This window comes from Streptomyces sp. NPDC047081, from assembly GCF_040643775.1.
In the GTDB taxonomy this organism is placed as follows: domain Bacteria; phylum Actinomycetota; class Actinomycetes; order Streptomycetales; family Streptomycetaceae; genus Streptomyces.
Genome location: NZ_JBEYUY010000022.1, coordinates 132,574 through 155,100 on the forward strand (window position 1 = coordinate 132,574; position 22,527 = coordinate 155,100).

Here is a 22,527-nt window from a genome sequence, read left to right on the forward strand (position 1 = left end):
GCCTGACGCCGACCGCCCCAGCCCCGGAATCACAGCGATCGCAAGGGCTGGGACGGATGAGGCGCAGGAGGCCGGCATCCTGTGTGTGAGCTGCGGATTCCGTTTGACTCAGATCCGCGCGAAGGCCTGCTCGATGATGTCGAGGCCCTCGTTGAGCAGGTCCTCGCCGATGACCAGCGGGGGCAGGAAGCGGAGGACGTTTCCGTAGGTGCCACAGGTCAGGACCAGCAGCCCCTCCTGGTGGCAGGCCTTGGCCAGCGTGGCGGTCGCCTCCGGGTTGGGCTCCTTGGTCGTACGGTCCTTCACCAGCTCGATCGCGATCATCGCGCCGCGGCCACGCACATCACCGATCACATCGAACTTCTCGGCCATGGCGCCGAGGCGGGCCTTCATGATCGCCTCGATGTTCTTGGCCCTGGCGTTGAGGTCCAGCTCCTTCATCGTCTCGATGGAGCCGAGCGCGCCGGCGCAGGCGACCGGGTTGCCGCCGTAGGTGCCGCCGAGGCCGCCGGCGTGCGCGGCGTCCATGATCTCGGCGCGCCCGGTGACGGCGGCGAGCGGAAGCCCGCCGGCGATGCCCTTGGCGGTGGTGATGAGGTCCGGGACGATCCCCTCGTCCTCACAGGCGAACCACTGCCCGGTACGGCAGAAACCGGACTGGATCTCGTCGGCGACGAAGACGATGCCGTTGGCCTTGGCGAACTCGCTGATCGCGGGCAGGAAGCCCTTTGCGGGCTCGATGAAGCCGCCCTCGCCGAGCACGGGCTCGATGATGATCGCGGCGACGTTGTCCGGGCCGACCTGCTTGGTGATCTGGTCGATGGCCTGCGCGGCGGCCTCGGGGCCGGCGTTCTCCGGGCCGGTGGGCCAGCGGTAGCCGTAGGCGACGGGGACGCGGTAGACCTCGGGCGCGAAGGGCCCGAAGCCGTGCTTGTACGGCATGTTCTTCGCCGTCAGCGCCATGGTGAGGTTGGTCCGCCCGTGGTACCCGTGGTCGAACACGACCACCGCCTGGCGCTTGGTGTACGCACGCGCGATCTTGACGGCGTTCTCGACGGCCTCGGCGCCGGAGTTGAACAGGGCGGACTTCTTGGCGTGGTCACCCGGGGTGAGCTCGGAGAGCGCCTCCGCGACCTCCACGTAGCCCTCGTACGGGGTGACCATGAAACAGGTGTGGGTGAAGTCGGCGAGCTGGGCGCTCGCGCGGCGTACGACGGCCTCGGCGGAGGCGCCGACGCTGGTCACGGCGATGCCGGAACCGAAGTCGATCAGACGGTTCCCGTCCACGTCCTCGATGATCCCGCCGCCCGCGCGCGCGGTGAACACGGGCAGCACGGAGCCCACGCCCTGGGCGACCGCGGCGGTACGGCGGGCCTGCAGCTCCTGCGACTTCGGACCGGGGATGGCGGTGACGACGCGGCGCTCCTGCGGAATTGCGCTCATGAGGGGCTCCTGGGGTGTTGCGGGCCTTACGGACTCTTGCCTTCTTTTCTCGCAGGTTAGGACGGGGAGAGGGGGGGTGGGCATGCTCCATGTGGGCGGTGTCGGGATGTGGGCTTGTCCGCCGTGGACATAGCGCTGGTGCGTCGTGGACACCGCGGCGATGACCGGCCGATGGACCACGGTCCGCGCTTCTCGGCCGCGCAATCGGTGAACTCCCCTTGCGGGGGCGTTAGATTGACCGCTGAAGGTGGACGGAACGGCTGGTCAGGGAGCGAACGCGATGGACAGCGACGGGACGCAGGACGCGCGGGGTACGCATGCGAATCCTGTGCCGCGTCCGGCAGGTCCGCCGGACATGCCGGCGATGCCCCCGCGGCCGCCACGGGCGCCGGGTGTGGAGCAGAAGCAGGCGCCCGTCGCCGAGTGGCTCAACGAGCCCCGCCCAACCGCGAAACCCGGCATCTGGCGCTACGGATACCGACCGCCGAAGGCCGAGCAGGAAGGGGAACGGCTTTCCCCGGCCACGATTGTCGGCCTGCTGGTGCCGTTCGTGGTGGCGGTGGTTCTGTGGTCACTTTGGCGGCAGGGCAGCATTCCGTACCAGTGGGTGCTACTGAAGCTGTTCACGCCGGAGGACTGGTGGTGGGCCGGCACAGTCGCTCCCAAGGAGCACGAGGGGCATGTGGTCCTGGAGGGGGCGGAGGCCCTCGTGGTCTACAACGGCGTCTTCTTCGCCGTGCTCGTCTATGCAGTAGGTCGGCTGGGCAGTTGGCCCGGCGTCGTCCGTCACCTCATCGGCCGCAGGCCCCAGCCCACTCGCGCCCTGTTCGCCGCCCTGGCCGCTCTCGTCGTGCTCAGCCTGGTGTTTCCGAAGGCTTTCCCGGGCGTCGGCTGGGACGCCGTGCCGGTTGTCGCCCCGCTCTTCTCCCTCGTCGCCTTGATCTCGGGCAGCTATGACCTGTTCCAGTCCCAACTGTTCACCGACAGCGTCTACGCGCTCATCACCCTGCTGGTGGTGTGGCCTTTCGCCCGGATCGGTGGCTGGTGGGCCTACGCGAAGGAACGCCTTGCCGCGCGCAGGGCCGCGGCGGAGCGCACCGCACCTCCGCCGGCAGACCGCCCCCGCGCCCATTGGCCCGAGTTGCGGGAGGCCGGCCAGTACGAGGCGGCGGACCTGCTCACTGCCGAGGTGGCCGGCGGCCGGATGAACGACGTGGACTGTGCCCGGGTGGCGCACGCCTGGACGGTGGCCCGGCAGGAGGCGGGGCTCGCGTCCTTCCGGGACACCGTGCTGCGGCAGGGTGCGGCCTCCTGGACCCACCCGTCCGGCGCCCGGGACCTGCCCCGTCGTTCGGCACAGCACGACCTGCTCGAGGGGCAGGTGCGGATCGGGCGCTGGGTGGCCGCGGACCGGGCCCCGCGCGCGTATCACGGTGCCGGTGCCGCGCTCGGCCCCGACGTCCTGGGCAACTCGCTGCTCGCGGTCGGCCCCTCCGGCTCGGGCAAGACACGGAACCTGATCGAACCCCTGACCGAGTCGCTGGCCCTGCAGGCGCTCACCGGGCGGTGCGCCTTCGTCGCGGTCTCCTCGGACGGGGCGTCGCTCGCGGCGGACTCGGCGTTCGACGTGATCGTACGGATCGGGGACCGGGCGTCCGCCTACGACTTGGACCCGTACGCCGAGTCCGACGACCCCGACGAGGCGGCCGCCGTCCTTGCCGAGGGCCTGGTCGGCGACCTTGACGCCGTGGGCACGCACGGCGCCGCCACCGCACTCGCCCAACTGCTCGGACCCTACCGAGCGGTGCACGGCCGTTTCCCGACCCTGCCCGTGCTGCGGGAGCTCCTGGAGGGCGAGCCGACGGCGCTGACCGCCCTGCGGGATGCCCTGGCGGCGGACGAGAACGCCGTCATGCGCCGGGAGCTGGAAGCGCGTGTCCGGCAGACGGGCGGTGCCGGCGACGTGGGCCGTGCCCTGGCAGACCGGCTCGCGCTGCTCAGTCGGCCAGCCTTCGCCGACTTTTTCGGCGGTGGCGCGACGCGCCCCTTCTCCCTGCGGGCCATCGCCCACCACCCGCTGCGAGTCCGCATCGACTTGCCCGAACAGGGCCACGAGGAAGCCGGCCGGCTGATCACGCGGCTCGTCCTCGCCCAGTTCGGGGCGGTCGTACGAGACAGGCGGCGGCCTCACTTCGCCTGTCTGGTCCTCGACGACGCCACCGGGGCGATCACCACCGGGTCGGTAGGGCGGATCCAGCGGCTGCGTTCCCAGAACGCGGGGGTGGTACTGGCCCTGCGGACCGTCGGCGACGTCCCCGAAGCCCTGCACGGTCCGCTGTACGGGGCCGTCGGCTGCAGCATGGCCTTCTCCGGCGTGACCACCTGGGACGGCAGCCGGTTCGCCCAGGCCTGGGGCACCGAGTGGGTGGAGACGCGGGACGTCGCCAAGCACACGGTCTTCGCCGACCAGCCGATGACCCGTGCCATCCATGCCCTGCGCAAGCTCGTCACCGGCAAGGCAGTCACGACGGATGCCGTGACTGTGCGCCAGGTCGAACGGGAGAGGTGGTCGGCCTCCGAATTGGCGCACGAGGTCCCGCCAGGGCACGCCGTGCTCTCGCTGACCAACGTGAAGGGAGAGCACGCGCCGCCGTTGCTGGTGGATCTGAGGGCCTAGGCCTGGACGGGTCTGGACTTCGGCGCGGCGGGGCGTCGTACGGTGAGGCAGAATCTGCATCAGCCGTTCATACACGGCGGCCAAATGATCACAAGGTTCGCCCGATCCCCGCAGACCTGAAGGCCTCATGCCACCCACGCTCGCCTCGCTCGTCCACCATTCCGCGCTCAAGCTGACCGTGCGGGCGGGCGAGGACCGCCTGGACGTACCCGTCCGCTGGGCGCACGTCAGCGAACTCGCCGACCCCGTGCCGTACATGGAGGGCGGCGAGCTGCTGCTGGTCACCGCGCTGAAACTGGACGCGGAGGACCCGGAGGCGATGCGGCGGTACGTGAAGCGGCTGGTGGGGGCCGGAGTCGTCGGGCTCGGATTCGCGGTCGGGGTGAACTACGAGGAGATCCCCAAGGCGCTCGTCGACGCGGCGGAAGAGGAGGGGCTGCCGCTGCTGGAAGTCCCGCGGCGCACCCCCTTCCTCGCCATCAGCAAGGCCGTGTCCGCGGCGATCGCGGCGGACCAGTACCGCGCGGTGACGGCCGGCTTCGCCGCGCAGCGCGAGCTGACCAGGCAGGCGCTGGCCGAGGGGCCGGAAGGGCTGCTCACCGCGCTCGCCTCGCAGGTCGACGGCTGGGCGGCGCTGTACGACGCCTCGGGTGCCGTCGTCGCGACCGCCCCGGAGTGGGCGGGACGGCGGGCCGCACGGCTCACCCCGGACGTCGAGCGGCTGCGCGATCGGCCCGCACCGGCCTCCTCGGTGGTCGGCGGGCCGGAGAACGAGGACCGCGTCGAACTCCACTCCATCGGCACCGGACGTCGGCCGCGGGCCGCGCTGGCGGTCGGCACGGCTTCGGCGCCGGGTACGGCGGAGCGGTACGCCGTCCACTCGGCGATCGCGCTGCTCACGCTCACGACCGAGCGGTCCCGCTCCCTGCACGCGGCCGAGCAGCGGATCGGGGCGGCGGTGCTGCGGATGCTGCTCGCCGGGGAGCCGGACCACGCGCGGGCCGTGGCGGGGGACCTGTACGGCGGGCTGCTGGACGCGCCCTTCCGGATGATCGTCGCCGAGTCGGCCTCGGCGGTGCGGATGTCCGTCGACTCGCACGCGCATCTGGAGGTCGCCGGGAAGACGAACGCGGCGGACAGAGCGGAGGCGGATCCGCTCGCCGGGCTCACCGAGGCCGTGGAGGCGGCGGCCGCGCGGGCGGGGGAGGCCGTGCTCGTCGTACCCGAGGGAGACGGGGAAGGGGCGCGGCTGGTGGTGCTGGCCGCGGACGGGGGAGCGGCGGTGGCCGCCTGCGCGGACTACGCGACCGCGATAGAGGCCGCGCGGGGCGGTGCCGTGCGGGAGCAGACCGGTGCCGACGAGGACGAGCTGGTGATCGGGGTGTCCGCGCCGGTCGGGCCGATCGCCGCGGCGGCCGGGTACAAGCAGGCCGAGCAGGCGTTGTCGGTGGCCCGGCGGCGGGGGCGGGTGTTCGTGGAGCACGAGCAGCTGGCGGCGGGGTCGGTGGTGCCGTTGCTGGCCGACGACGCGGTGAAGGCGTTCGCGGACGGGCTGCTGCGGCCGCTGTACGAGCACGACGCGACCGGGCGGGGGGATCTGGTGGCCTCGCTGCGGGCCTGGCTGTCCCGGCACGGGCAGTGGGACGCGGCGGCCGCGGACCTGGGGGTGCACCGGCATACGCTGCGGTACCGGATGCGGCGGGTGGAGGAGATCCTCGGGCGGTCGCTCGACGATCCGGATGTACGGATGGAGTTGTGGCTGGCGCTGAAGGCGACGTCGGCGGAGTAGCGCGCGGCGTTGGTGGGGGTGCCCCTTGCTTGCGGGGTGCTCGGCGTTGTCGTCCCTGGGGGCTGCCGCCCCCAGACCCCCGCTTCGGCCTGAACGGCCTCGTCCTCAAGCGCCGGACGGGCTGAAATCGCCAAACCGGCGTGTAGATGTCCCCCATCACTACACCCCGGCCAAACACCCCCACCCCCACCCCGTCCTACCGTGGACCCGAACGCCAGCAACATCGCCCCCAACAGGGAAGGGCCGGGACCCCACATGACTTCCACCACCGCCTTCTGGCTCGCCGGCCGCCAGGTCACCGGCGAGGACACCTTCGACGTCACCTCGCCCTGGGACGGGCGGCTCGTCGGCAAGGTGAGCGTGCCGACGGACGCGCAGGTCGAGGAGGCCGTCGCCGCCGCGTACGCCGTGCGGGACGAGTTCGCCGCCACGCCCGCCCACGTGCGTGCCGCCGCCCTCGACCACGTCAGCCGGCGTCTCGTCGAGCGCACCGAGGAGATCGCCCAGCTGATCTCCGCCGAGAACGGCAAGCCCATCAAGTGGGCGCGCGGGGAGGTCGGTCGCGCCGTCTCCGTGTTCCGGTTCGCCGCCGAGGAGGCCCGGCGGTTCAACGGCGGTGAGGCCCAGCGCCTCGACACCGACCTCGGCGGCCAGGGCCGGCTCGCGCTCACCCGCCGCTTCCCGAAGGGCGTCGTCCTCGGCATCGCGCCCTTCAACTTCCCGCTCAACCTCTGCGCCCACAAGGTCGCTCCGGCGATCGCGGCCGGTGCGCCGATCATCCTCAAGCCGGCGCCCGCCACCCCGCTCTCCGGCCTGATCATCGGCGACCTGCTGGCCGAGACCGAGTTGCCGGCCGGCTCCTGGAGCATCCTCCCGGTCGCCAACGACAAAATGCCCGCCCTCGTCCAGGACGAGCGCCTCCCGGTCATCTCCTTCACCGGTTCCGAGAAGGTCGGTTACGCGATCATGGACTCGGTGCCGCGCAAGCACTGCACCCTGGAGCTGGGCGGCAACGGCGCCGCGGTCGTCCTCGGCGACTACGCCTCCGACGCCGACCTCGACTGGGCCGCCACCCGCATCGCCACGTTCTCCAACTACCAGGGCGGCCAGTCCTGCATCTCCGTGCAGCGGGTCATCGCCGACGCGTCCGTGTACGACCGGCTGCTGCCCCGCATCGTCGCCGCCGTCGAGGCCCAGGTCACCGGCGACCCGGCCGACGACAAGACCGACGTCGGGCCGCTGGTGAGTGAGGACGCCGCAAGGCGCGTCGAGGCGTGGGTGACGGAAGCCGTCGAGGCCGGGGCCAAGCTGCTCACCGGTGGTGACCGCGACGGTGCCTCGTACGCGCCGACCGTCCTCGTCGACGTACCGGCCGACACGACGATCTCCTGCGAGGAGGTCTTCGGACCCGTTCTCACCGTGCGGAAGGTGGACGGGGAGGCGGAGGCCTTCGCCGCCGTCAACTCCTCCAAGTACGGCCTCCAGGCGGGCGTGTTCACCCACGACCTCCAGGCCGCCTTCCGCGCCCACCGCGCCCTTGAGGTCGGCGGCGTGATCATCGGCGACGTCCCCTCCTACCGCGCGGACCAGATGCCGTACGGCGGCGCCAAGCAGTCCGGAGTCGGCCGCGAGGGCGTGAAGTTCGCGATGGACGACTACACGTACGAGCGCGTGCTGGTGCTGACGGGCCTCGCCCTCTAGTAAACGACAATCGTTTTCAGGTAACCTCTTCAAAGAGGCCCGGCACCGATGCCTTCCGGTGCCGGGCCCCCTCGACTCGTCGGCCTGGTCCGGACCCTCAACCGGAGAAGCCGAGGTGCGCGAGCCGCAGTGGGCCGCGCAGTCTGATGTGTACGTCGTGCACGCCCTCGGCGACTATGCCGGCGGTGAGGGTGGTGTAGTCGTACGGGCCGGGCGTGGCCGTCTCCGGGCTGAGCGCGGCCAGTATCGGGCCGCCGTCCAGGGAGAGTTCGAGGACCCCCTCGCCCGCCACCGTCACGCTCACCTCCGTGACGCCGTCGCCCAAGTCGCAGTCCCGGTAGACCAGTTCGGCCGTCCGGTTCGGTTCCGGCGTCACCGCGTCGCCCGCCACCTTTGTCCGGTCGACGATCGCCGCGCCGCTCTGCTCGTCGAAGTCGGCGGCTTCCAGGCCGCGTTGGAGGACCGGGCGCGGGGTGCCGGGCTCGCCGTCCAGGAGCACGGTCGTACGCAGGCGGACGTCCTCGCTGGAGGCGCCGGCCAGGAGGTCGTACGGGCCTGGTTCAAGGCGCCATCCGCCGCTCGCCACGTCCCAGAACTCGAAGGCGGAGAGCGGGACTTCGAAGGTCAGGCCGGCCTTCTCGCCGGGGGCCAGGGTGATACGGCGGTGGGCGACCAGCTCGCGGCGCGGGCGGGGCACCGTCGGCTCGACGGCGCGGGTGTAGAGCTGGGCCACCTCGTCGGCCGACACGTCCCCGGTGTTCGTGACCGTGAAGGAGACGCGCACCGCATGGCCGGTCACCGTCGTCGCCAGGTCGGCGTAGGAGAAGCTCGCGTACGACAGGCCGTGTCCGAACGGGAACAGTGGCGTGCCCTCGAAGTACAGGTACGTCTGGCGGCTGCCGATCACGTCGTAGTCGAGCAGGCCGGGCAGATCGCCGTCGTCCTCGTACCAGGTCTGCGGGAGGCGGCCGGCCGGGGAGACGTCGCCGGAGAGGACGCGGGCGAGGGCGGTGCCGGCCGCCTGGCCGCCGTGCGCCGTCCACAGGACCGCGGAGAGGGACGTCGTGCGGACCGTGTACGGATACGCCGAGACCAAGGTCAGGACGGTGCGCGGGTTCGCGGTGCGGGCCGCGCGCAGCAGGCGCTCCTGGTGCTCGGGCAGGCGCAGGGTCGTACGGTCCTCGGTCTCGCGGCCGTTGATGTGCGGGTCGTTGCCCGCCACGACCACGACCACGTCCGCCTGCTCGGCGACCCGGCGCACCGCCTCCTCACCGCGCTCGACGATGATCAGCTCGAAGATTTCCGGATTCTCGTCGGCAACCTTCACTCCGTCCGTGGCGACGGACACATGGCGACCCGTGCCGATGTGCCGGAGGAGGTGACCGTTCGCATGGGGTTCCAGGCGGAACGTCTCCTGGACGACCCAGCCGCCGGGCTGGTCCGCGGAGGCGCGTACGTAGCCGTCGTCGGCGACCGAGAGGTAGCGGCCGTCGGGCGCGCGCAGCGTGAGGACGCCCTCGCCCCAGTCGATCAGGGCGAGTTCGCTGCCGGCCGGGTCCGTGGTCAGCGGCGGGAGGTCGGTGCGGCCGGAGAGCAGGGCCGGGTCCAACGCGCCCTCGGCGCCGCGCACTTCGTCGTCGGCGTCCACGGCCGGGACCTGGAGGAAGGCGCCCGCCGAGGTCTTCAGGCGGATACGGTCCACACCCTCCGCGAACTCGACGCGCTCCGCGCCGAACCGCTCGTACAGGCCCTCCAGCGGAGTCGAGCGGTGGATCAACGTGCCGCTGTACCAGTCGAGTTTGCACTCGTCGGCCAGCAGGCCCACGACCGCCACGCGGGTGTCGGGGGCGAGCGGGAGCAGGCCGTCGTTCTTGAGCAGGACGATCGCCTGCTCGGCCGCCTCCAGCGCGAGCACGCGGTGCGCCGGGGTGTCGAAGTCGTGCGTGCCGGCGCACGGGTCGTAGCGCGGGTCGAACTCGCCGAGCCGGAAGCGCACGGAGAGCTGGCGGCGGACGGCGGTGTCGATGTCCGCCTCCGTCAACAGGCCTTTCTCGTACGCCTTTTGGACGCGCCCGACGATCTGCGCGCTCTCCGTCCCGTGGTCGGTGAAGCTGTCGACGCCGGCGAGGAGGGCGGCCGCCGTCGCCTCCTCGTGGGTGTCGTAGTAGTGCTCGTGGTCGACGAGGTTGGAGGGCGCGCCCGCGTCCGAGCAGACCAGCAGCTCCTCGTCGGTCCAGGTGCGCAACTCCTCGCGCAGATACGGCGATACGTGGTTGGGGCGGCCGTTGACCAGGTTGTACGCCGGCATCACACCGGCCACCGCGCCCGCCTCCACCGTCTCGCGGAAGGCGCGCAGGTCGTACTCGTGCAGCACCCGCGGGCGGACCGAGGACGACGAAGTCGCCCTGTCCGTCTCGTTGTTGTGGGCCAGCCAGTGCTTGAGCACGGGTGCTGTGCGCCAGTACGTCGGGTGGTCGCCGCGCAGGCCGCGGGTGTACGCCGTCGCGATGGCCGAGGTCAGCTTCGGGTCCTCGGAGTAGCCCTCCTCGTTACGGCCCCACAGCGGGTGGCGCAGCAGGTTGACCGTCGGCGACCAGACGTTGAGACCGACACGGTCGTCGCGGGCATGCATCGCCCGCGCCTCCTTGGAGACGGCCTCGCCGACACGGCGTACGAGATCCGTGTTCCAGGTCGCGCCGAGGCCCACGGCCTGCGGGAAGACGGTCGCCGGGCCCATCCAGGCCACGCCGTGCAGGGCCTCCTGACCGGTGCGCCAGGCGTCGACGCCGAGGCGCTCGACGGCGGGCGCGTACTGGTGCAGGAAGGAGATCTTCTCCTCCAGGGTCAGCCGCTCCAGCAGGTCGTCGATGCGCTTCGCGAAGGGCAGTTGCGGATCGCGGAACGGCGGCGTGGGCGGCGTCTGTTCGGTCACGTGGGGATCCCCTTGCGATGGAGCGGCCATGCGCTTTCGAAGCGCTTCGATGCTCATTCGATTGACCACCGGGTGTCAAGACACCCCGGGGCAACAAGTCCGAAGCCGTGCCGACATTTCAAGCGGCATATGAGTGCGGCCGGTTCGTGGATACCTCGGAGCAATCTTGGGATCGACCCTTGTGCACCCTCTGGGCTTCACTTAACCTCGCAGCAACATCGAAGCGCTTCGACTGTCGAACGCAGCCGCATTGGTCGGAGGATCGCTTCAGCTCAGCCAGTTCCACTCGAGACACCGCAGCCGACGGCCACCGCCGGGTGTCCTGGTGCGCCATGAAGGGTTGACGCAATGACGCCGAACGCCGCTTCCGCTCCCTCCGGACCGAGCCGGAGAAGCTTCCTCGCCTCCACGGCGGCCGTCACCGCAGCGGTGGCGGGCGGGATGCCGCTGCTCGCCGCGTGCGGGGGGTCGGACAGCGGGTCGGGCGGCGGCTCCTCAGGGGGCAAGGGCGCGGCGAAGCTGCTGCCGACCTTCGTCGCGAGCAACGTGGTGACGCCGGACATCCCGTCCAAGTACGGCTCGTCGATGGGCTTCACCAGCAAGCTCGACCTGGCGAGCCTGAAGACCTCGGTGCCGAAGAAGCTCGGCAAGGGCGGCAAGGTCACCGTCATGTCGCCGTTCTGGGGCTCCCCGCCCAAGCAGGACAACGCCTACTACAAGGCGATGAACGACCTGATCGGCGTCGACGTCCAGTGGCAGAACCAGGACGGCAACACCTACGACCAGAAGCTCGGCGCGGTCCTCGCCTCCAGCGAGGTGCCGGACGTGGTGGTCATCCCGAACTGGAACATGGGCGGCAAGATACCCACCGCCATCATCGGCAAGTTCGCCGACCTCGGCCCGTATCTGTCCGGCGACAAGGTCAAGGACTACCCGAACCTCGCCGCCATCCCGACCGACGCCTGGCGGCGCTGCATCTTCGGCGGCAAGCTGCGCGGCCTGCCGATGCCGGCCTCGTACGTCACCAACATCGTGCCCCTCTACCGCAAGGACATCTTCGACAAGGAGGGGTACCAAGTCCCGCGCTCGGCCGACGAGTTCCTGTCCCTGGCGAAGGAGATCACCAACGCCAAGGCCAAGCGCTGGGCGTGCATGGACATGAAGTGGACGGCCTGGCAGATGTTCAGCGTCCTGTCCGGCAGCGAGAAGCCGCTCGGCTGGAACCTCGTCGACGGCAAACTGGTCAACCGCATCGAGACCGACGAGTACCTCGAAGCGCTGGAGTGGACCCGCAAGCTCTTCGCCGCCGGGGTCGTGCACCCCGACGCCAAGCTGGGCAAGAACGCCCCCGACCCCGGCCCCAAGTTCGCCGCCGGCGAGTTCCTGATCTACGCCCAGGACATCAGCCAGTGGTGGAGCCGCACCGCCGAACAGGCCACCCAGAACCCGGACTACAAGATCTGGGGCATGGACGTCTACGCCCACGACGGCGGCGACCCGCAGGTCTGGGCCGAACAGCCCGCCGGCATCTTCGCCTTCATCAACAAGAAGGCCTCGGAGTCCGTGATCCGCGACGCGCTGGCCGTCGCCAACGTCACCGCCGCGCCGTACGGCACCAAGGAGTACATGCTCACCAATTACGGCGTCGAGGGCACCGACTACACCGTCAAGGACGGCGTGCCCGCCAAGACCACCCAGGGCAACAACGAGGTCCTCAACGCCTACGTGATGATCGCGAGCCCCGCCTCCACCATCGCCCACCCGGACTTCCCCGAGGTCGCCAAGGCGCAGGTGGAGTGGCAGCAGCGGATGGGCTCCTTCACCAAGAAGTCCAGCTTCTTCGGCCAGATGATCACCGAGCCGTCCCGCTACACCAACCTCATGGACAACTTCGAGCAGTTGGAGGACGACATCACCCGCGGTCGCAAGAAGATCAGCGACATGCAGCAGGCGGTCTCCGACTGGAAGAGCAAGGGCGGCGACAAGCTGCGCGACTGGTACCAGAAGCTGCTCGACGACAACGGATCCTCGGCGAGCTGACCGGGCACTGAGGCAAGGAGAACGGCCGTGTCCCACAGCACGGTGCCTCGCAGCAGGGCCGAGGCAGACGAGAGCACGGGCAGGACTCCGGTGGCGTCCGGCGGCGCCACCGGTACCCGCGGGAAGACGATGACCGGGAAGCTGAGCCTGCGCCTCAGATTCAGGCGCGACCGCGTCCTGATCCTGATGACCCTGCCGGCGGTCGTCCTGCTCCTGGTCTTCAACTACCTGCCGATCCTCGGCAACATCGTCGCCTTCCAGGACTACGACCCCTACGTCAGCGACAACGGCATCGTGTCCATGCTGCACAGTTCCTGGGTCGGCCTGGAGAACTTCCAGCAGATCTTCGCCGACTCGGCGTTCTGGAACGCGGTGAAGAACACCCTGGTGTTGTTCTCCCTGCAACTCGTGCTGTTCTTCCCGATCCCGATCGCCCTCGCGCTGCTCATCAACAGCGTGGTCCGGCCCCGGGTACGGGCGCTGTCGCAGGCGATCCTCTACCTCCCGCACTTCTTCTCGTGGGTGCTGGTCATCTCCGTCTTCCAGCAGATCTTCGGCGGCGCGGGCCTGCTGTCACAGCTGCTGCGGCAGCACGGCTACGACGGCCTCGACATCATGACCGACCCGTCGACCTTCAAGTTCCTGGTCACGGCGGAGAGCGTCTGGAAGGACGCCGGCTGGGGCATCATCGTCTTTCTCGCCGCGCTGGCCTCGGTGAGCCCGGACCTGTACGAGGCGGCGGCGATGGACGGCGCCGGCCGCTGGCGCCGCATGTGGCACGTCACGCTGCCCGCGCTGCGGCCGGTGATCGCCCTGCTGCTGGTGCTGCGGGTGGGCGACGCGCTGACCGTCGGCTTCGAGCAGATCCTGCTCCAACGCGACGCCGTGGGTCCAGGAGCGGCGGAGGTCCTCGACACCTTCGTGTGGTGGAACGGCGTGCGCAACCAGGACTTCGGCTACGCGGCGGCCGCCGGCCTGATCAAGGGCGTGGTCAGCCTCGGGCTGGTCCTCGCCGCGAACAAGGTGGCCCATCTCATGGGCGAGCAGGGGGTGTACAAGAAATGACCGCCGTCGTCGACAAGCCGCCCGTACGGGAGCCGTCCCGGTGGGCCGCCCCGCCCCGGCCGGTGTGGGAGGAGGAGCCGGGCCCGGTCGGCGCCGCCGGCAAGGGCCTGGTGCTGACCCTGGCCTGCCTCGGCATCCTCTTCCCGCTCTGGATCGTGGTCGTCACCAGCCTGTCCTCCCGGAAGACCATCGACCAGGCGGGCGGCCTGGTGATGGTCCCCAAGGGCATCACCTTCGTCGCCTACCAGGAGCTGCTGAGCGGTGGCCAGGTCACCCGGGCCTCCGTCATCAGCGTCCTGGTCACCCTCGTCGGCACGCTCTTCTCGATGACCGTGTCGGTGCTGTGCGCGTACGGCCTGTCGCGTATCGGGTCCCTCGGGCACCGGTGGTTCCTGATGCTGCTGCTGGCGACGATGTTCTTCAGCGCGGGGCTGATTCCGACGTATCTGCTGGTGCAGTCCCTCGGTCTGACCGACAGTTACCTCGCGCTGATCCTGCCGAGTGCGGTGAGCGTCTTCAACATCCTTGTCCTGCGCGGGTTCTTCATGGGGATCTCGCAGGAACTGATCGACAGCGCGCGGATCGACGGTGCGGGGGATTTCCGGATCCTGTGGCAGATCGTGATGCCGCTGTCCCGGGCGGTGCTCGCGGTTATCACGCTGTTCTACGCCGTCGGGTACTGGAGTGCCTGGTTCAACGCGTCCCTTTATCTCAACGACCAGAACATGATGCCGCTGCAGAACGTCATGATCCAGCTGGTGCAGAAGCAGCAGGCGCCGGTGGGGCTCGGGCAGGCCATCAAGACGGGGGAGTTGTCGGGGCTGGCCGTGCAGATGGCGGTCATGGTGATGGCTTTGCTGCCGGTGGCTGTGTTGTCGCCGTTCGTGCAGCGGCATTTCAAGAAGGGCATGTTGACCGGCGCGGTCAAGGGGTGACCGACGCCCGCTGAAGTGGGGGCTGTGGTCTGACGGCGGCTGCGGGTCGTACGTGGCTGGTCGCGCAGTTCCCCGCGCCCCTAGGTAGGTATGCCCGCCCCATCCTAAAATGCGAGGTATTTCTATGTTCGCGTCCGGGCTGAGTCGTCGTGCCGTTCTCTCGGGGACCGCGGCCGCTGCCGCGATCGCCGCGCTTCCGGTCCTCCCCGGGCGCGCCCATGCGGACGAGAACACCACCGCCCCCTCCTACCGCTGGCGCAACGCCGTCATCGGCGGTACCGGATTCGTCACCGGTGTCCTCTTCCACCCCTCCGTACGCGGACTCGCCTACGCCCGTACCGACATCGGCGGCGCCTACCGCTGGGACGACCGTGCCGCCCGCTGGACCCCCCTCATCGACCACCTCGGCTGGGACGACTGGAACCTCCTCGGGGGCGAGGCCATGGCCGTGGACCCCGCCCACCCCGACCGGCTCTACCTCGCCCTCGGCACCTACGCCCAGTCCTGGGCCGGCAACGGGGCCGTGCTGCGGTCCGACGATCGCGGCGCGACCTGGACCCGTACCGATCTGAGCGTCAAGCTCGGGGCCAACGAGGACGGGCGGGGCATGGGCGAGCGGCTGCTCGTCGATCCTCGGGACAGTGACGTGCTGTGGCTGGGGACCAGACACGACGGGCTGCTCAAGTCGACGGACCGGGGTGCCACTTGGGCAGCCGTCAGCGGGTTTCCTGGCGTGCCGTCCGCTTCCGGGCAGGGCGTCACCCTCCTCGTCGCCGCCGGGCGCGCCCTGTACGCCGGGTGGGGTGACGGGGACGGGAGCTCCGCCAATCTCTTCCGTACTCCTGACGGGGAGACATGGGAGGCCGTTCCCGGGCAGCCCTCCGGCGTCTCCGCCAAGGTGCCAATCCGGGCCGCCTACGACTGTCACGCCCGTGAGCTGTACGTCAGCTACGCCAACGCCCCCGGGCCCAACGGGCAGTCCGACGGCAGCGTGCACAAGCTCGCCACGGCCGCCGGCACCTGGACGGACGTCACTCCCGTCGTGCCGGGTGGCAGTGACGCCTTCGGGTACGGCGGGGTCGCCGTCGACGCCCGTCGTCCCGGCACCGTCGTCGTCTCCACCAACAACCGGTGGGCCGATGTCGACACCCTGTTCCGGACCACCGACGGTGGTCGCTCCTGGATGTCCCTCAAGGACGCGGCTGTCTTCGACGTGTCCGAGACTCCTTATCTCAAGTGGGGGGACGACCAGCCGAAGTTCGGCTGGTGGATCCAGGCCGTCGCCGTCGATCCGTACGACTCGCTGCACGTCGTGTACGGCACCGGGGCCACCCTCTACGGCACCCGGGACCTGACCCACTGGGCCCCCCGGATCCGCGGCCTGGAAGAGGCCTCCGTGGTCCAGCTGGTGTCGCCCCCGGTCGGGGAGGCGCACCTGCTGAGCGGGTCCAGGGACATCGGGGTCATGTACCACGAGCGGCTCACGGCCTCGCCGGCCCGCGGCATGGCCACGAACCCCGTGTTCGGGTCGGCGACGGGGCTCGCGCAGGCCGCGGGCAGGCCGGCGTACGTCGTACGCACCGGGTGGGGCGACCACGGCAACGGGGCGTACTCGAACGACGGTGGCCGGACCTGGGCGCCCTTCGCCGCCCAGCCCTCCATCGCCCACGACGCACCGGGGCCGATCGCCGCCAACGCCGACGGCAGCGCGCTGCTGTGGTCCTTCGTGCACTGGGACGGGACCAAGTACCCCGCCCACCGGTCGGACGACAACGGCGCCACCTGGACCGAGATCTCCTCCTTCCCGAAGGGCGCCACGCCGGTCGCCGACCCGGCCGACCCGACGCTCTTCTACGCGTACGACACCGATACGGGAAAAGTACTCGCCAGCACTGACAGTGGCCTCACCTTCACCGAGCGTGCGTCCGGGCTGCCCTCCGGTGACAGCCAGTTCAAGCTGGTCGCGGCGCCGGGGAGGTCCGGCGATCTGTGGCTGAGCGCCAAGTGGAACGGGTTGTACCGGTCCACCGACGGCGGGGCCACCTTCTCCAAGGTCGACAGCTGCTGGGCCTCGTACACCCTCGGCTTCGGCAAGGCGGCCGACGGGGCGGACTGTCCGGCGATCTACCAGGTCGGCTCCACGGAAGCCGGCACGGCCGTCTACCGCTCCGACGACGGCGCGAAGAGCTGGGTGCGGATCAACGACGACCGGCATCAGTGGGGGTGGATCGGGGAGACCATCGTCGGGGATCCGCGGGTCTACGGGCGGGTCTATCTCGCCACCAACGGGCGCGGGATCCAGTACGGGGAGCCCGTCTGATGGGCCCCGGCAAGGCGGCCGGCCTCGCCGACGCCACCCGCGGGCGCATCCTCTTCGGCGGTGACTACAACCCCGAGCAGTGGCCCGAGGAGACCTGGCACGAGGACGTACGGCTGATGAAGGACGCCGGCGTCAACTCCGTCACCCTCGGCGTCTTCTCCTGGGCCAAGCTCGAACCCCGGCCGGGGGAGCGGGAGTTCGGCTGGCTGGACCGGCTCATGGATCTGATGCACGCCAACGGCATCGGCGTCGTCCTCGCCACCCCCACCTCCTCGCCCCCGCCCTGGCTGGGCCGGCTCCACCCCGAGACCCTCCCCGTCGACGAGGACGGCCGCACCGAGTGGTGGGGCGGCCGGCAGCACTTCTCGCACTCCAGCGCCGTGTACCGCAGGTACGCCGCCGCCATCACGGAGGACCTCGCCGTCCGCTACGGCAGCCACCCCGCCCTCCTCATGTGGCACATCAACAACGAGTACTGCACCTACGACTGGGGCGACGAGGCCGCGGCCCGCTTCAGGCAGTGGCTGCGGGACAGATACGGCACCCTCGACGCCCTCAACTCCGCCTGGGGGACGGCCTTCTGGAGCCAGGGCTACGGCGACTGGGCGGAGGTCCACACACCCCGCCGCGCCCACTACCTGAAGAACCCCGGCCAGGTACTGGACTTCAAACGGTTCACCTCCGACATGCTCCTGGAGTGCTACGTCGCCGAGCGCGACATCGTGCGGCGGCACAGCCCGGACCACATCCCCGTCACCACCAACTTCATGCCGCTGTGGGCCGGTCAGGACGCCTGGCGTTGGGCGGCGGAGGAGGACGTCGTCTCCGTCGACCTCTACCCCGACCCGCGCGACCCCTTCGGCGCCCAACACGGCGCCCTCGTCCAGGACATGACCCGCTCCCAGGCCCGCGGCCCCTGGATGCTGATGGAGCAGGCGGCGGGCCCCGTCAACTGGCGGGGCGTCAACCACCCCAAGCCCCGCGGCCTCAACCGCCTCTGGTCCCTCCAGGCCGTCGCCCGCGGCGCGGACGCCGTCTGCTACTTCCAGTGGCGGCAGTCCCGGCAGGGCGCCGAGAAGTTCCACTCCGGGATGGTCGGCCACGCGGGCGAGGAGGGGCGCACCTTCCAGGAGGTCAAGCGGCTCGGCGCCGAACTCCAACAGATCGGCGGGCATGTGACGGATAGTCACACCGCCAACGACATCGCGATCCTCCACGACTGGCACTCCTGGTGGGCCGGCGTCCACAAAGGCCGCCTCTCCTCTCGCGTCGACTACGCCGACGTCCTCACCACCTGGCACCGCGCCCTCTGGCAGGCCCACCTCACCGCCGACTTCGCCCACCCCGAACACGACCTGAGCGCCTACAAGTTGGTCGTCATTCCCCAGCTCTACGCCTTCACGGACGCGGCGATCGACAACCTACTGGCCTACGTCCGCGGCGGCGGCACCCTCGTCTCCGGCTTCCTGACCGGCATCGCGGACCAGGACGACCGGGTGCGGGCCGGTGGCATGGACGCCCGGCTGCGCGAGCTGTTCGGCATCCGCACGCTGCACGAGTGGTGGCCGCTGGACGAGGGGGAGACCGTCGAGACCGACGGCTTCCGCGGGACCCTGTGGTCGGAGGAGATCGAGAAGGAGGACGGCGGCTCGGTCGAAGTCGCTTACAAAGGCGGGGAGTTGGACGGACTGCCCGCCGTGCTGCGCAAGGGGCGCGCCTGGTATGTCTCCACGCTCCCCGAGCCGCACGCCCTGCGCACCCTGCTCGCCCAGGTCGCCGACGGGGCCGGGGTCCGGCCCGTGCTGCACGGGCTGCCCGACCAGGTCGAGGCCGTCCGCCGCGGTGGCCTGCTCTTCGTGCTCAACCACGCGCGCGAGTCGGTGACCGTCGAGGTGCCGGGCAGCCACCAGGACCTGCTGACGGGGGCGACCGTCGAGGGCGAGGCCACGCTCGGCCGGTACGGCGTGATGGTGTTGCGCCCATGAACCACATCCACGGCACCTGGGAGCCCCGCCCCGCCGCCCGCTGGGAGGACGGCTTCCTGAGCGGCAACGGCCACCACGGCGCCCTCGTGTTCGGCGATCGGAACGACGAGCGCGTCGTCGTCACCCACCACACCCTCGTCCGCCCCAACGGCGCCGAGAACGCCCGTCCGCCGCGGCTCGCTGCCCAACTCCCGCTCCTCCAGGACGAGTTGCTCGCGGGCGAACTGCAGGCCGCCGAGACCTTCACCGACGGCCGCGACCTCCAGTGGGTGCAGCCCTTCCATCCGGCTTTCCAGGTACGACTGCGCAGGGCGGCCCAGGGGGAGCCGGGCGGGTACCGCCGTTCCGTCGACTTCACCACGGGCGTGGTGGAGGCCGAGTGCGAGGGCTGGAACAGCCGCGTCTTCGTCTCGCGGGCGGACGACGTGATCGTCCAGCACATCACCGGCGGCGACCTGGACATCGCCCTGGCCCCCCGCCTCCCGGGCGCGCCCGCCGGCCTCGCCATCGGCGACGGCGCCGTGCTCACGCCCGAGGGCGCCCTGCTCACCCTGCGCGTGCGCTACCCCGGCAGCGAGACGGCGTACACCGGCCTGACGCTGGTCGCGGTCAGCGGCGGTCGTACGGCGGTCACACCTCCGGGTGTACGGGTCACCGGCGCGCGGTCGGTCCTCCTGCTGACCCGCGTCCTGCGCCACACGGGCGAGCTGGACACCGCCCCTCACGCACGCACCCTGCACGACCTGCTGGCGGACGCCATGGCGACGCAGACACGGGCGGCAACGGCGACGGAACCCCCGGCCGACCCGACAGCGCCGCCCGCCCCCGACCCGTACACCGCCCTCCTCGCCCGCCACACCCCCCTCCACCGCACCGCCTACGAACGCGTCACCCTCGACCTGGCCGCCGGCCCCGCCGAACGCGCCCTCCCCGGCTCGGAGTTGCTCACCCGCCCCGACAGCCCGGCTCTCCTGGAGCGCCTCTTCGCCGCCGGCCGCTACCACCTGCTCTCCGCGAGCGGCCTCAACCCGCCCCGTCTCACCGGCCTGTGGACCGGCGACTGGGACACCGCCTGGTCCGGCGCCTTCACCAACGACGCCAACGTCAACCTCCAGACCGCGTCCGCCGCAGCCGCCGCCCTGCCCGAAGTGACCGCCGCCCTGGCCTCTCTGATCAACCGTCAGCTCGACGACTGGGCCGAGAACGCCCGCACGGTCTTCGGCTGCCGCGGTGTCGTCGCCCCCGCCCACACCGACGGCGAGTCCGGGCTGTCGTACCACTTCAGCCGTGAATACCCGCTGCACCTGTGGACGGCCGGCGCCGACTGGCTGCTCAAGCCGCTCGTCGACCACGACGAGACCGAGGGGACGAAGAATCCCCGTACGGGCTACGCCCTGGGACAAGTCGCCCTGTTCTACGAGGACTTCCTCACCCGCGTGGACAAGGAAGGCAACCTGATCGTCGTCCCCTCCTACTCGCCCGAGAACCGGCCGGCGAACGCGAGCTGGGGTGCCGTCAACGCGGCCATGGACCTCTCGGCCGCCCGGCACGCGCTGCTCACCGCCGCCGAATACCATCCGGGTACCCCGGAGGCCGACCGCTGGCGCGCCCTCGCCGAGCGGCTGCCCCCGCACCGGATCAACGCCGACGGCGCGCTGGCCGAATGGGCCTGGCCGGGCCTCGACGACACCTACGACCACCGCCATCTCAGCCACCTCTACGGGGTCTGGCCGCTCGACGAGATCAACCCGTACGACACCCCGGAGCTCGCGGCCGCCGCCCACCGCGCCCTCGAACTGCGCGGCGCCGAGAACGACTCCGCCCACGGCCATCTGCACCACGCCCTGGTCGCCGCCCGCCTCCGCGACGGCGAACGGGTCGCGCACGCCCTCGGCCAGGTCCTCGGGGGCGACTTCTTCCACGCCTCGCTGATGAGCGCCCACTACCCGCACCTCGACGTCTACAACGCGGATGCCGCGCACACCCTGCCGGCCGTGATCGTCGAGGCCCTCGTCCAGTCCACCCCGGACCGGCTGGTCCTGCTGCCCGCGGTGCCGGCCGTGTATCGGGAAGGCCGACTCCTCGGTATCCGCACCCGGTTCGGGGCCGAACTCGACCTCACCTGGAGCCCGCACGAAGCGACCGCGGTGATCCGCCCCACCCGGACCCACCGCGTCGAACTCCGGACTTCCTCCGGCGCGCGACCGCTCGACCTCGTCGCCGGAGAAGACCACGTCCTCGCCCTGGGGGCGTGGTAACCCGCGCAATTCCCCCCACCCATGGAAGGGACACCATGGCAACAAGCACGCTGAAGAAGCGGATCACCATGGCGATCGTCGCCCCCGCCCTCGCGCTGGGCGCCACCGTCGGACTCGCCTCCGCCCCCGCCTCGGCCGCCGTCTGGAGCTCCTGCGACCAGTGGGGCAGCACCACCCTGAACGGCTACACGCTCTACAACAACATCTGGGGCTCCGGCGCCGGCAGCCAGTGCATCTGGGCCAACTCCGGCACCAACTGGGGTGTCAACGCCAACCACCCGGGCACCGGCGGCATCAAGTCCTACCCCAACGCCAAGAAGGTGATCAACAAGTCGATCACCTCGCTCGGTTCGCTCTCCAGCAGCTACAACGTGACCGTGCCGTCGTCCGGCGCGTACAACACGTCGTACGACATCTGGGACACCAACTACGACTACGAGATCATGCTCTGGGTCAACAAGACCGGAGCCGTCGGCCCGCTAGGCACCTCGCAGGGCACCCTCACGCTCGGCGGCCACACCTGGACCGTCTACAAGGGCAACAACGGCTCCAACGACGTGTTCTCCTTCGTCCGCACCTCGAACTCGTCCTCCGGCACCGTCAACATCCTCCCGATCCTGAAGTGGATCAAGGACACCAAGGGCTGGTTCGGCAACGTGACCATCGGCGACCTCCAGTTCGGCTTCGAGATCACCTCGTCGTCCGGAGGCCTGGACTTCACCGTCAACAGCGAGAGCGTCACCAGCAGTTGACCAGAAGGTGGCCGGGGTGGGGTTACATGGACCCCATGCGTATCCCCACCCCCCACCGCACCGCATCCCGCACAGCCCTGATCGCCGCCGTCGCGCTGCTCGCGATACCGAGCAACGCGGCGACGGCGACGGCGTCCACGGCGCCGGCCGACGCCCTTCAGCCGGTGGCCGCCCTCGCCGCCGAACGGCTGGCCACCGCCGACCTCGTCGCCGCGGCGAAATTCGGCACGGACAGTCCCATCGACGACCCCGCACGCGAACAGGTGGTCCTGGACACGGTCGCCGCCCAGGCCCAGCAGATCGGTGCCGATCCGGAAGAGATCCGCCGTATCTTCCGAGACCAGATCGAGGCGAACAAGCTGGTCCAGCGAGGCCTCTACGCCGAGTGGACAGCCCACCCCGACCAGGCCCCGACGACCAAGCCCGACCTGAACGTCGTCCGCCAGACCATCAACCGCATCAACACGGACCTGGTCCAGTCCCTGGCCGACACGACCCCGCAGCGCACGGCCCTGACCTGCCGGCCGGAACTGGCCGTGGCGGTGATCGAGGTCCACCACCAGAAGCACCCGGACCTGCTCCACACCCGAGCGCTGGTCCGCTCCCTGGCCTCCGTCTGCCAGGACTGAA

Annotated in this window: 13 protein-coding genes; 11 read left to right on the plus strand and 2 right to left on the minus strand. The window is 70.6% G+C overall.

Annotation, left to right across the window (positions count from 1 at the left end):
• Positions 1–108: 108 nt before the first annotated feature.
• Positions 109–1,443 carry a 4-aminobutyrate--2-oxoglutarate transaminase gene (gabT, locus tag ABZ848_RS34055; RefSeq protein WP_360838155.1) on the minus strand — a complete coding sequence of 445 codons (1,335 nt, stop codon included), beginning with the start codon at positions 1,441–1,443 and terminating at the stop codon, positions 109–111.
• A 280-nt stretch (positions 1,444–1,723) separates the two neighbouring features.
• On the opposite strand from gabT, the gene ABZ848_RS34060 reads away from it, so the two are divergent.
• The 3 genes from ABZ848_RS34060 to ABZ848_RS34070 all read left to right on the plus strand — a co-directional run bounded on the left by ABZ848_RS34060 (position 1,724) and on the right by ABZ848_RS34070 (position 7,610).
• Positions 1,724–4,120: an ATP/GTP-binding protein gene (locus ABZ848_RS34060; protein WP_360838157.1), complete on the plus strand. Its 2,397-nt coding sequence runs from the start codon at positions 1,724–1,726 to the stop codon at positions 4,118–4,120.
• Between the two features lie 127 nt (positions 4,121–4,247).
• Positions 4,248–5,909, plus strand: a complete 1,662-nt coding sequence (locus ABZ848_RS34065) for a PucR family transcriptional regulator (protein ID WP_360838158.1) — start codon at positions 4,248–4,250, stop codon at positions 5,907–5,909.
• Positions 5,910–6,164: 255 nt separating this feature from the next.
• On the plus strand, positions 6,165–7,610 hold the full coding sequence (locus ABZ848_RS34070) for an aldehyde dehydrogenase family protein (RefSeq protein WP_360838160.1): 1,446 nt from the start codon (positions 6,165–6,167) through the stop codon (positions 7,608–7,610).
• 97 nt (positions 7,611–7,707) lie between these two features.
• Here ABZ848_RS34070 and ABZ848_RS34075 read toward each other — a convergent pair whose 3' ends face one another.
• Positions 7,708–10,542 carry a glycoside hydrolase family 3 C-terminal domain-containing protein gene (locus tag ABZ848_RS34075; RefSeq protein WP_360838162.1) on the minus strand — a complete coding sequence of 945 codons (2,835 nt, stop codon included), beginning with the start codon at positions 10,540–10,542 and terminating at the stop codon, positions 7,708–7,710.
• 348 nt (positions 10,543–10,890) lie between these two features.
• Here ABZ848_RS34075 and ABZ848_RS34080 point away from each other — a divergent pair, with 348 nt between their 5' ends.
• From ABZ848_RS34080 to ABZ848_RS34115, 8 genes are all read left to right on the plus strand, one after another.
• Positions 10,891–12,582: an extracellular solute-binding protein gene (locus ABZ848_RS34080; protein WP_360838163.1), complete on the plus strand. Its 1,692-nt coding sequence runs from the start codon at positions 10,891–10,893 to the stop codon at positions 12,580–12,582.
• A 27-nt stretch (positions 12,583–12,609) separates the two neighbouring features.
• Positions 12,610–13,647, plus strand: a complete 1,038-nt coding sequence (locus ABZ848_RS34085) for an ABC transporter permease subunit (RefSeq protein WP_360838165.1) — start codon at positions 12,610–12,612, stop codon at positions 13,645–13,647.
• Positions 13,644–14,582, plus strand: coding sequence for a carbohydrate ABC transporter permease (locus tag ABZ848_RS34090; RefSeq protein ID WP_360838166.1), 939 nt, complete (start codon positions 13,644–13,646; stop codon positions 14,580–14,582). Before ABZ848_RS34085 ends, ABZ848_RS34090 begins: the two co-directional genes overlap by 4 nt.
• A gap of 124 nt (positions 14,583–14,706) precedes the next feature.
• Positions 14,707–16,902 (plus strand): 1,4-beta-glucanase, encoded by a 2,196-nt coding sequence (locus tag ABZ848_RS34095; RefSeq protein ID WP_360838220.1) that lies wholly within the window; start codon positions 14,707–14,709, stop codon positions 16,900–16,902.
• Entirely contained in the window at positions 16,902–18,887 is a 1,986-nt protein-coding gene (locus ABZ848_RS34100; protein ID WP_360838168.1) for a beta-galactosidase, read from the plus strand. The genes ABZ848_RS34095 and ABZ848_RS34100 overlap by 1 nt, the downstream gene beginning before the upstream one ends.
• Positions 18,884–21,145 carry a glycoside hydrolase N-terminal domain-containing protein gene (locus tag ABZ848_RS34105; protein ID WP_360838170.1) on the plus strand — a complete coding sequence of 754 codons (2,262 nt, stop codon included), beginning with the start codon at positions 18,884–18,886 and terminating at the stop codon, positions 21,143–21,145. Before ABZ848_RS34100 ends, ABZ848_RS34105 begins: the two co-directional genes overlap by 4 nt.
• 35 nt (positions 21,146–21,180) lie before the next feature.
• Positions 21,181–21,897: a hypothetical protein gene (locus ABZ848_RS34110; protein ID WP_360838172.1), complete on the plus strand. Its 717-nt coding sequence runs from the start codon at positions 21,181–21,183 to the stop codon at positions 21,895–21,897.
• 35 nt (positions 21,898–21,932) lie between these two features.
• Entirely contained in the window at positions 21,933–22,526 is a 594-nt protein-coding gene (locus ABZ848_RS34115) for a chorismate mutase (protein WP_360838222.1), read from the plus strand.
• The last annotated feature ends 1 nt before the right edge of the window (position 22,527 follow it).

What these genes read in the sequence shown, in the direction of transcription:
- gabT (WP_360838155.1), bottom strand. Translation starts at nt 1,443, where the DNA reads ATGAGCGCAATTCCGCAGGAGCGCCGCGTCGTCACCGCCATCCCCGGT.
- ABZ848_RS34060 (WP_360838157.1), top strand. Translation starts at nt 1,724, where the DNA reads ATGGACAGCGACGGGACGCAGGACGCGCGGGGTACGCATGCGAATCCT.
- ABZ848_RS34065 (WP_360838158.1), top strand. Translation starts at nt 4,248, where the DNA reads ATGCCACCCACGCTCGCCTCGCTCGTCCACCATTCCGCGCTCAAGCTG.
- ABZ848_RS34070 (WP_360838160.1), top strand. Translation starts at nt 6,165, where the DNA reads ATGACTTCCACCACCGCCTTCTGGCTCGCCGGCCGCCAGGTCACCGGC.
- ABZ848_RS34080 (WP_360838163.1), top strand. Translation starts at nt 10,891, where the DNA reads ATGACGCCGAACGCCGCTTCCGCTCCCTCCGGACCGAGCCGGAGAAGC.
- ABZ848_RS34090 (WP_360838166.1), top strand. Translation starts at nt 13,644, where the DNA reads ATGACCGCCGTCGTCGACAAGCCGCCCGTACGGGAGCCGTCCCGGTGG.
- ABZ848_RS34095 (WP_360838220.1), top strand. Translation starts at nt 14,707, where the DNA reads ATGTTCGCGTCCGGGCTGAGTCGTCGTGCCGTTCTCTCGGGGACCGCG.
- ABZ848_RS34100 (WP_360838168.1), top strand. Translation starts at nt 16,902, where the DNA reads ATGGGCCCCGGCAAGGCGGCCGGCCTCGCCGACGCCACCCGCGGGCGC.
- ABZ848_RS34105 (WP_360838170.1), top strand. Translation starts at nt 18,884, where the DNA reads ATGAACCACATCCACGGCACCTGGGAGCCCCGCCCCGCCGCCCGCTGG.
- ABZ848_RS34110 (WP_360838172.1), top strand. Translation starts at nt 21,181, where the DNA reads ATGGCAACAAGCACGCTGAAGAAGCGGATCACCATGGCGATCGTCGCC.
- ABZ848_RS34115 (WP_360838222.1), top strand. Translation starts at nt 21,933, where the DNA reads ATGCGTATCCCCACCCCCCACCGCACCGCATCCCGCACAGCCCTGATC.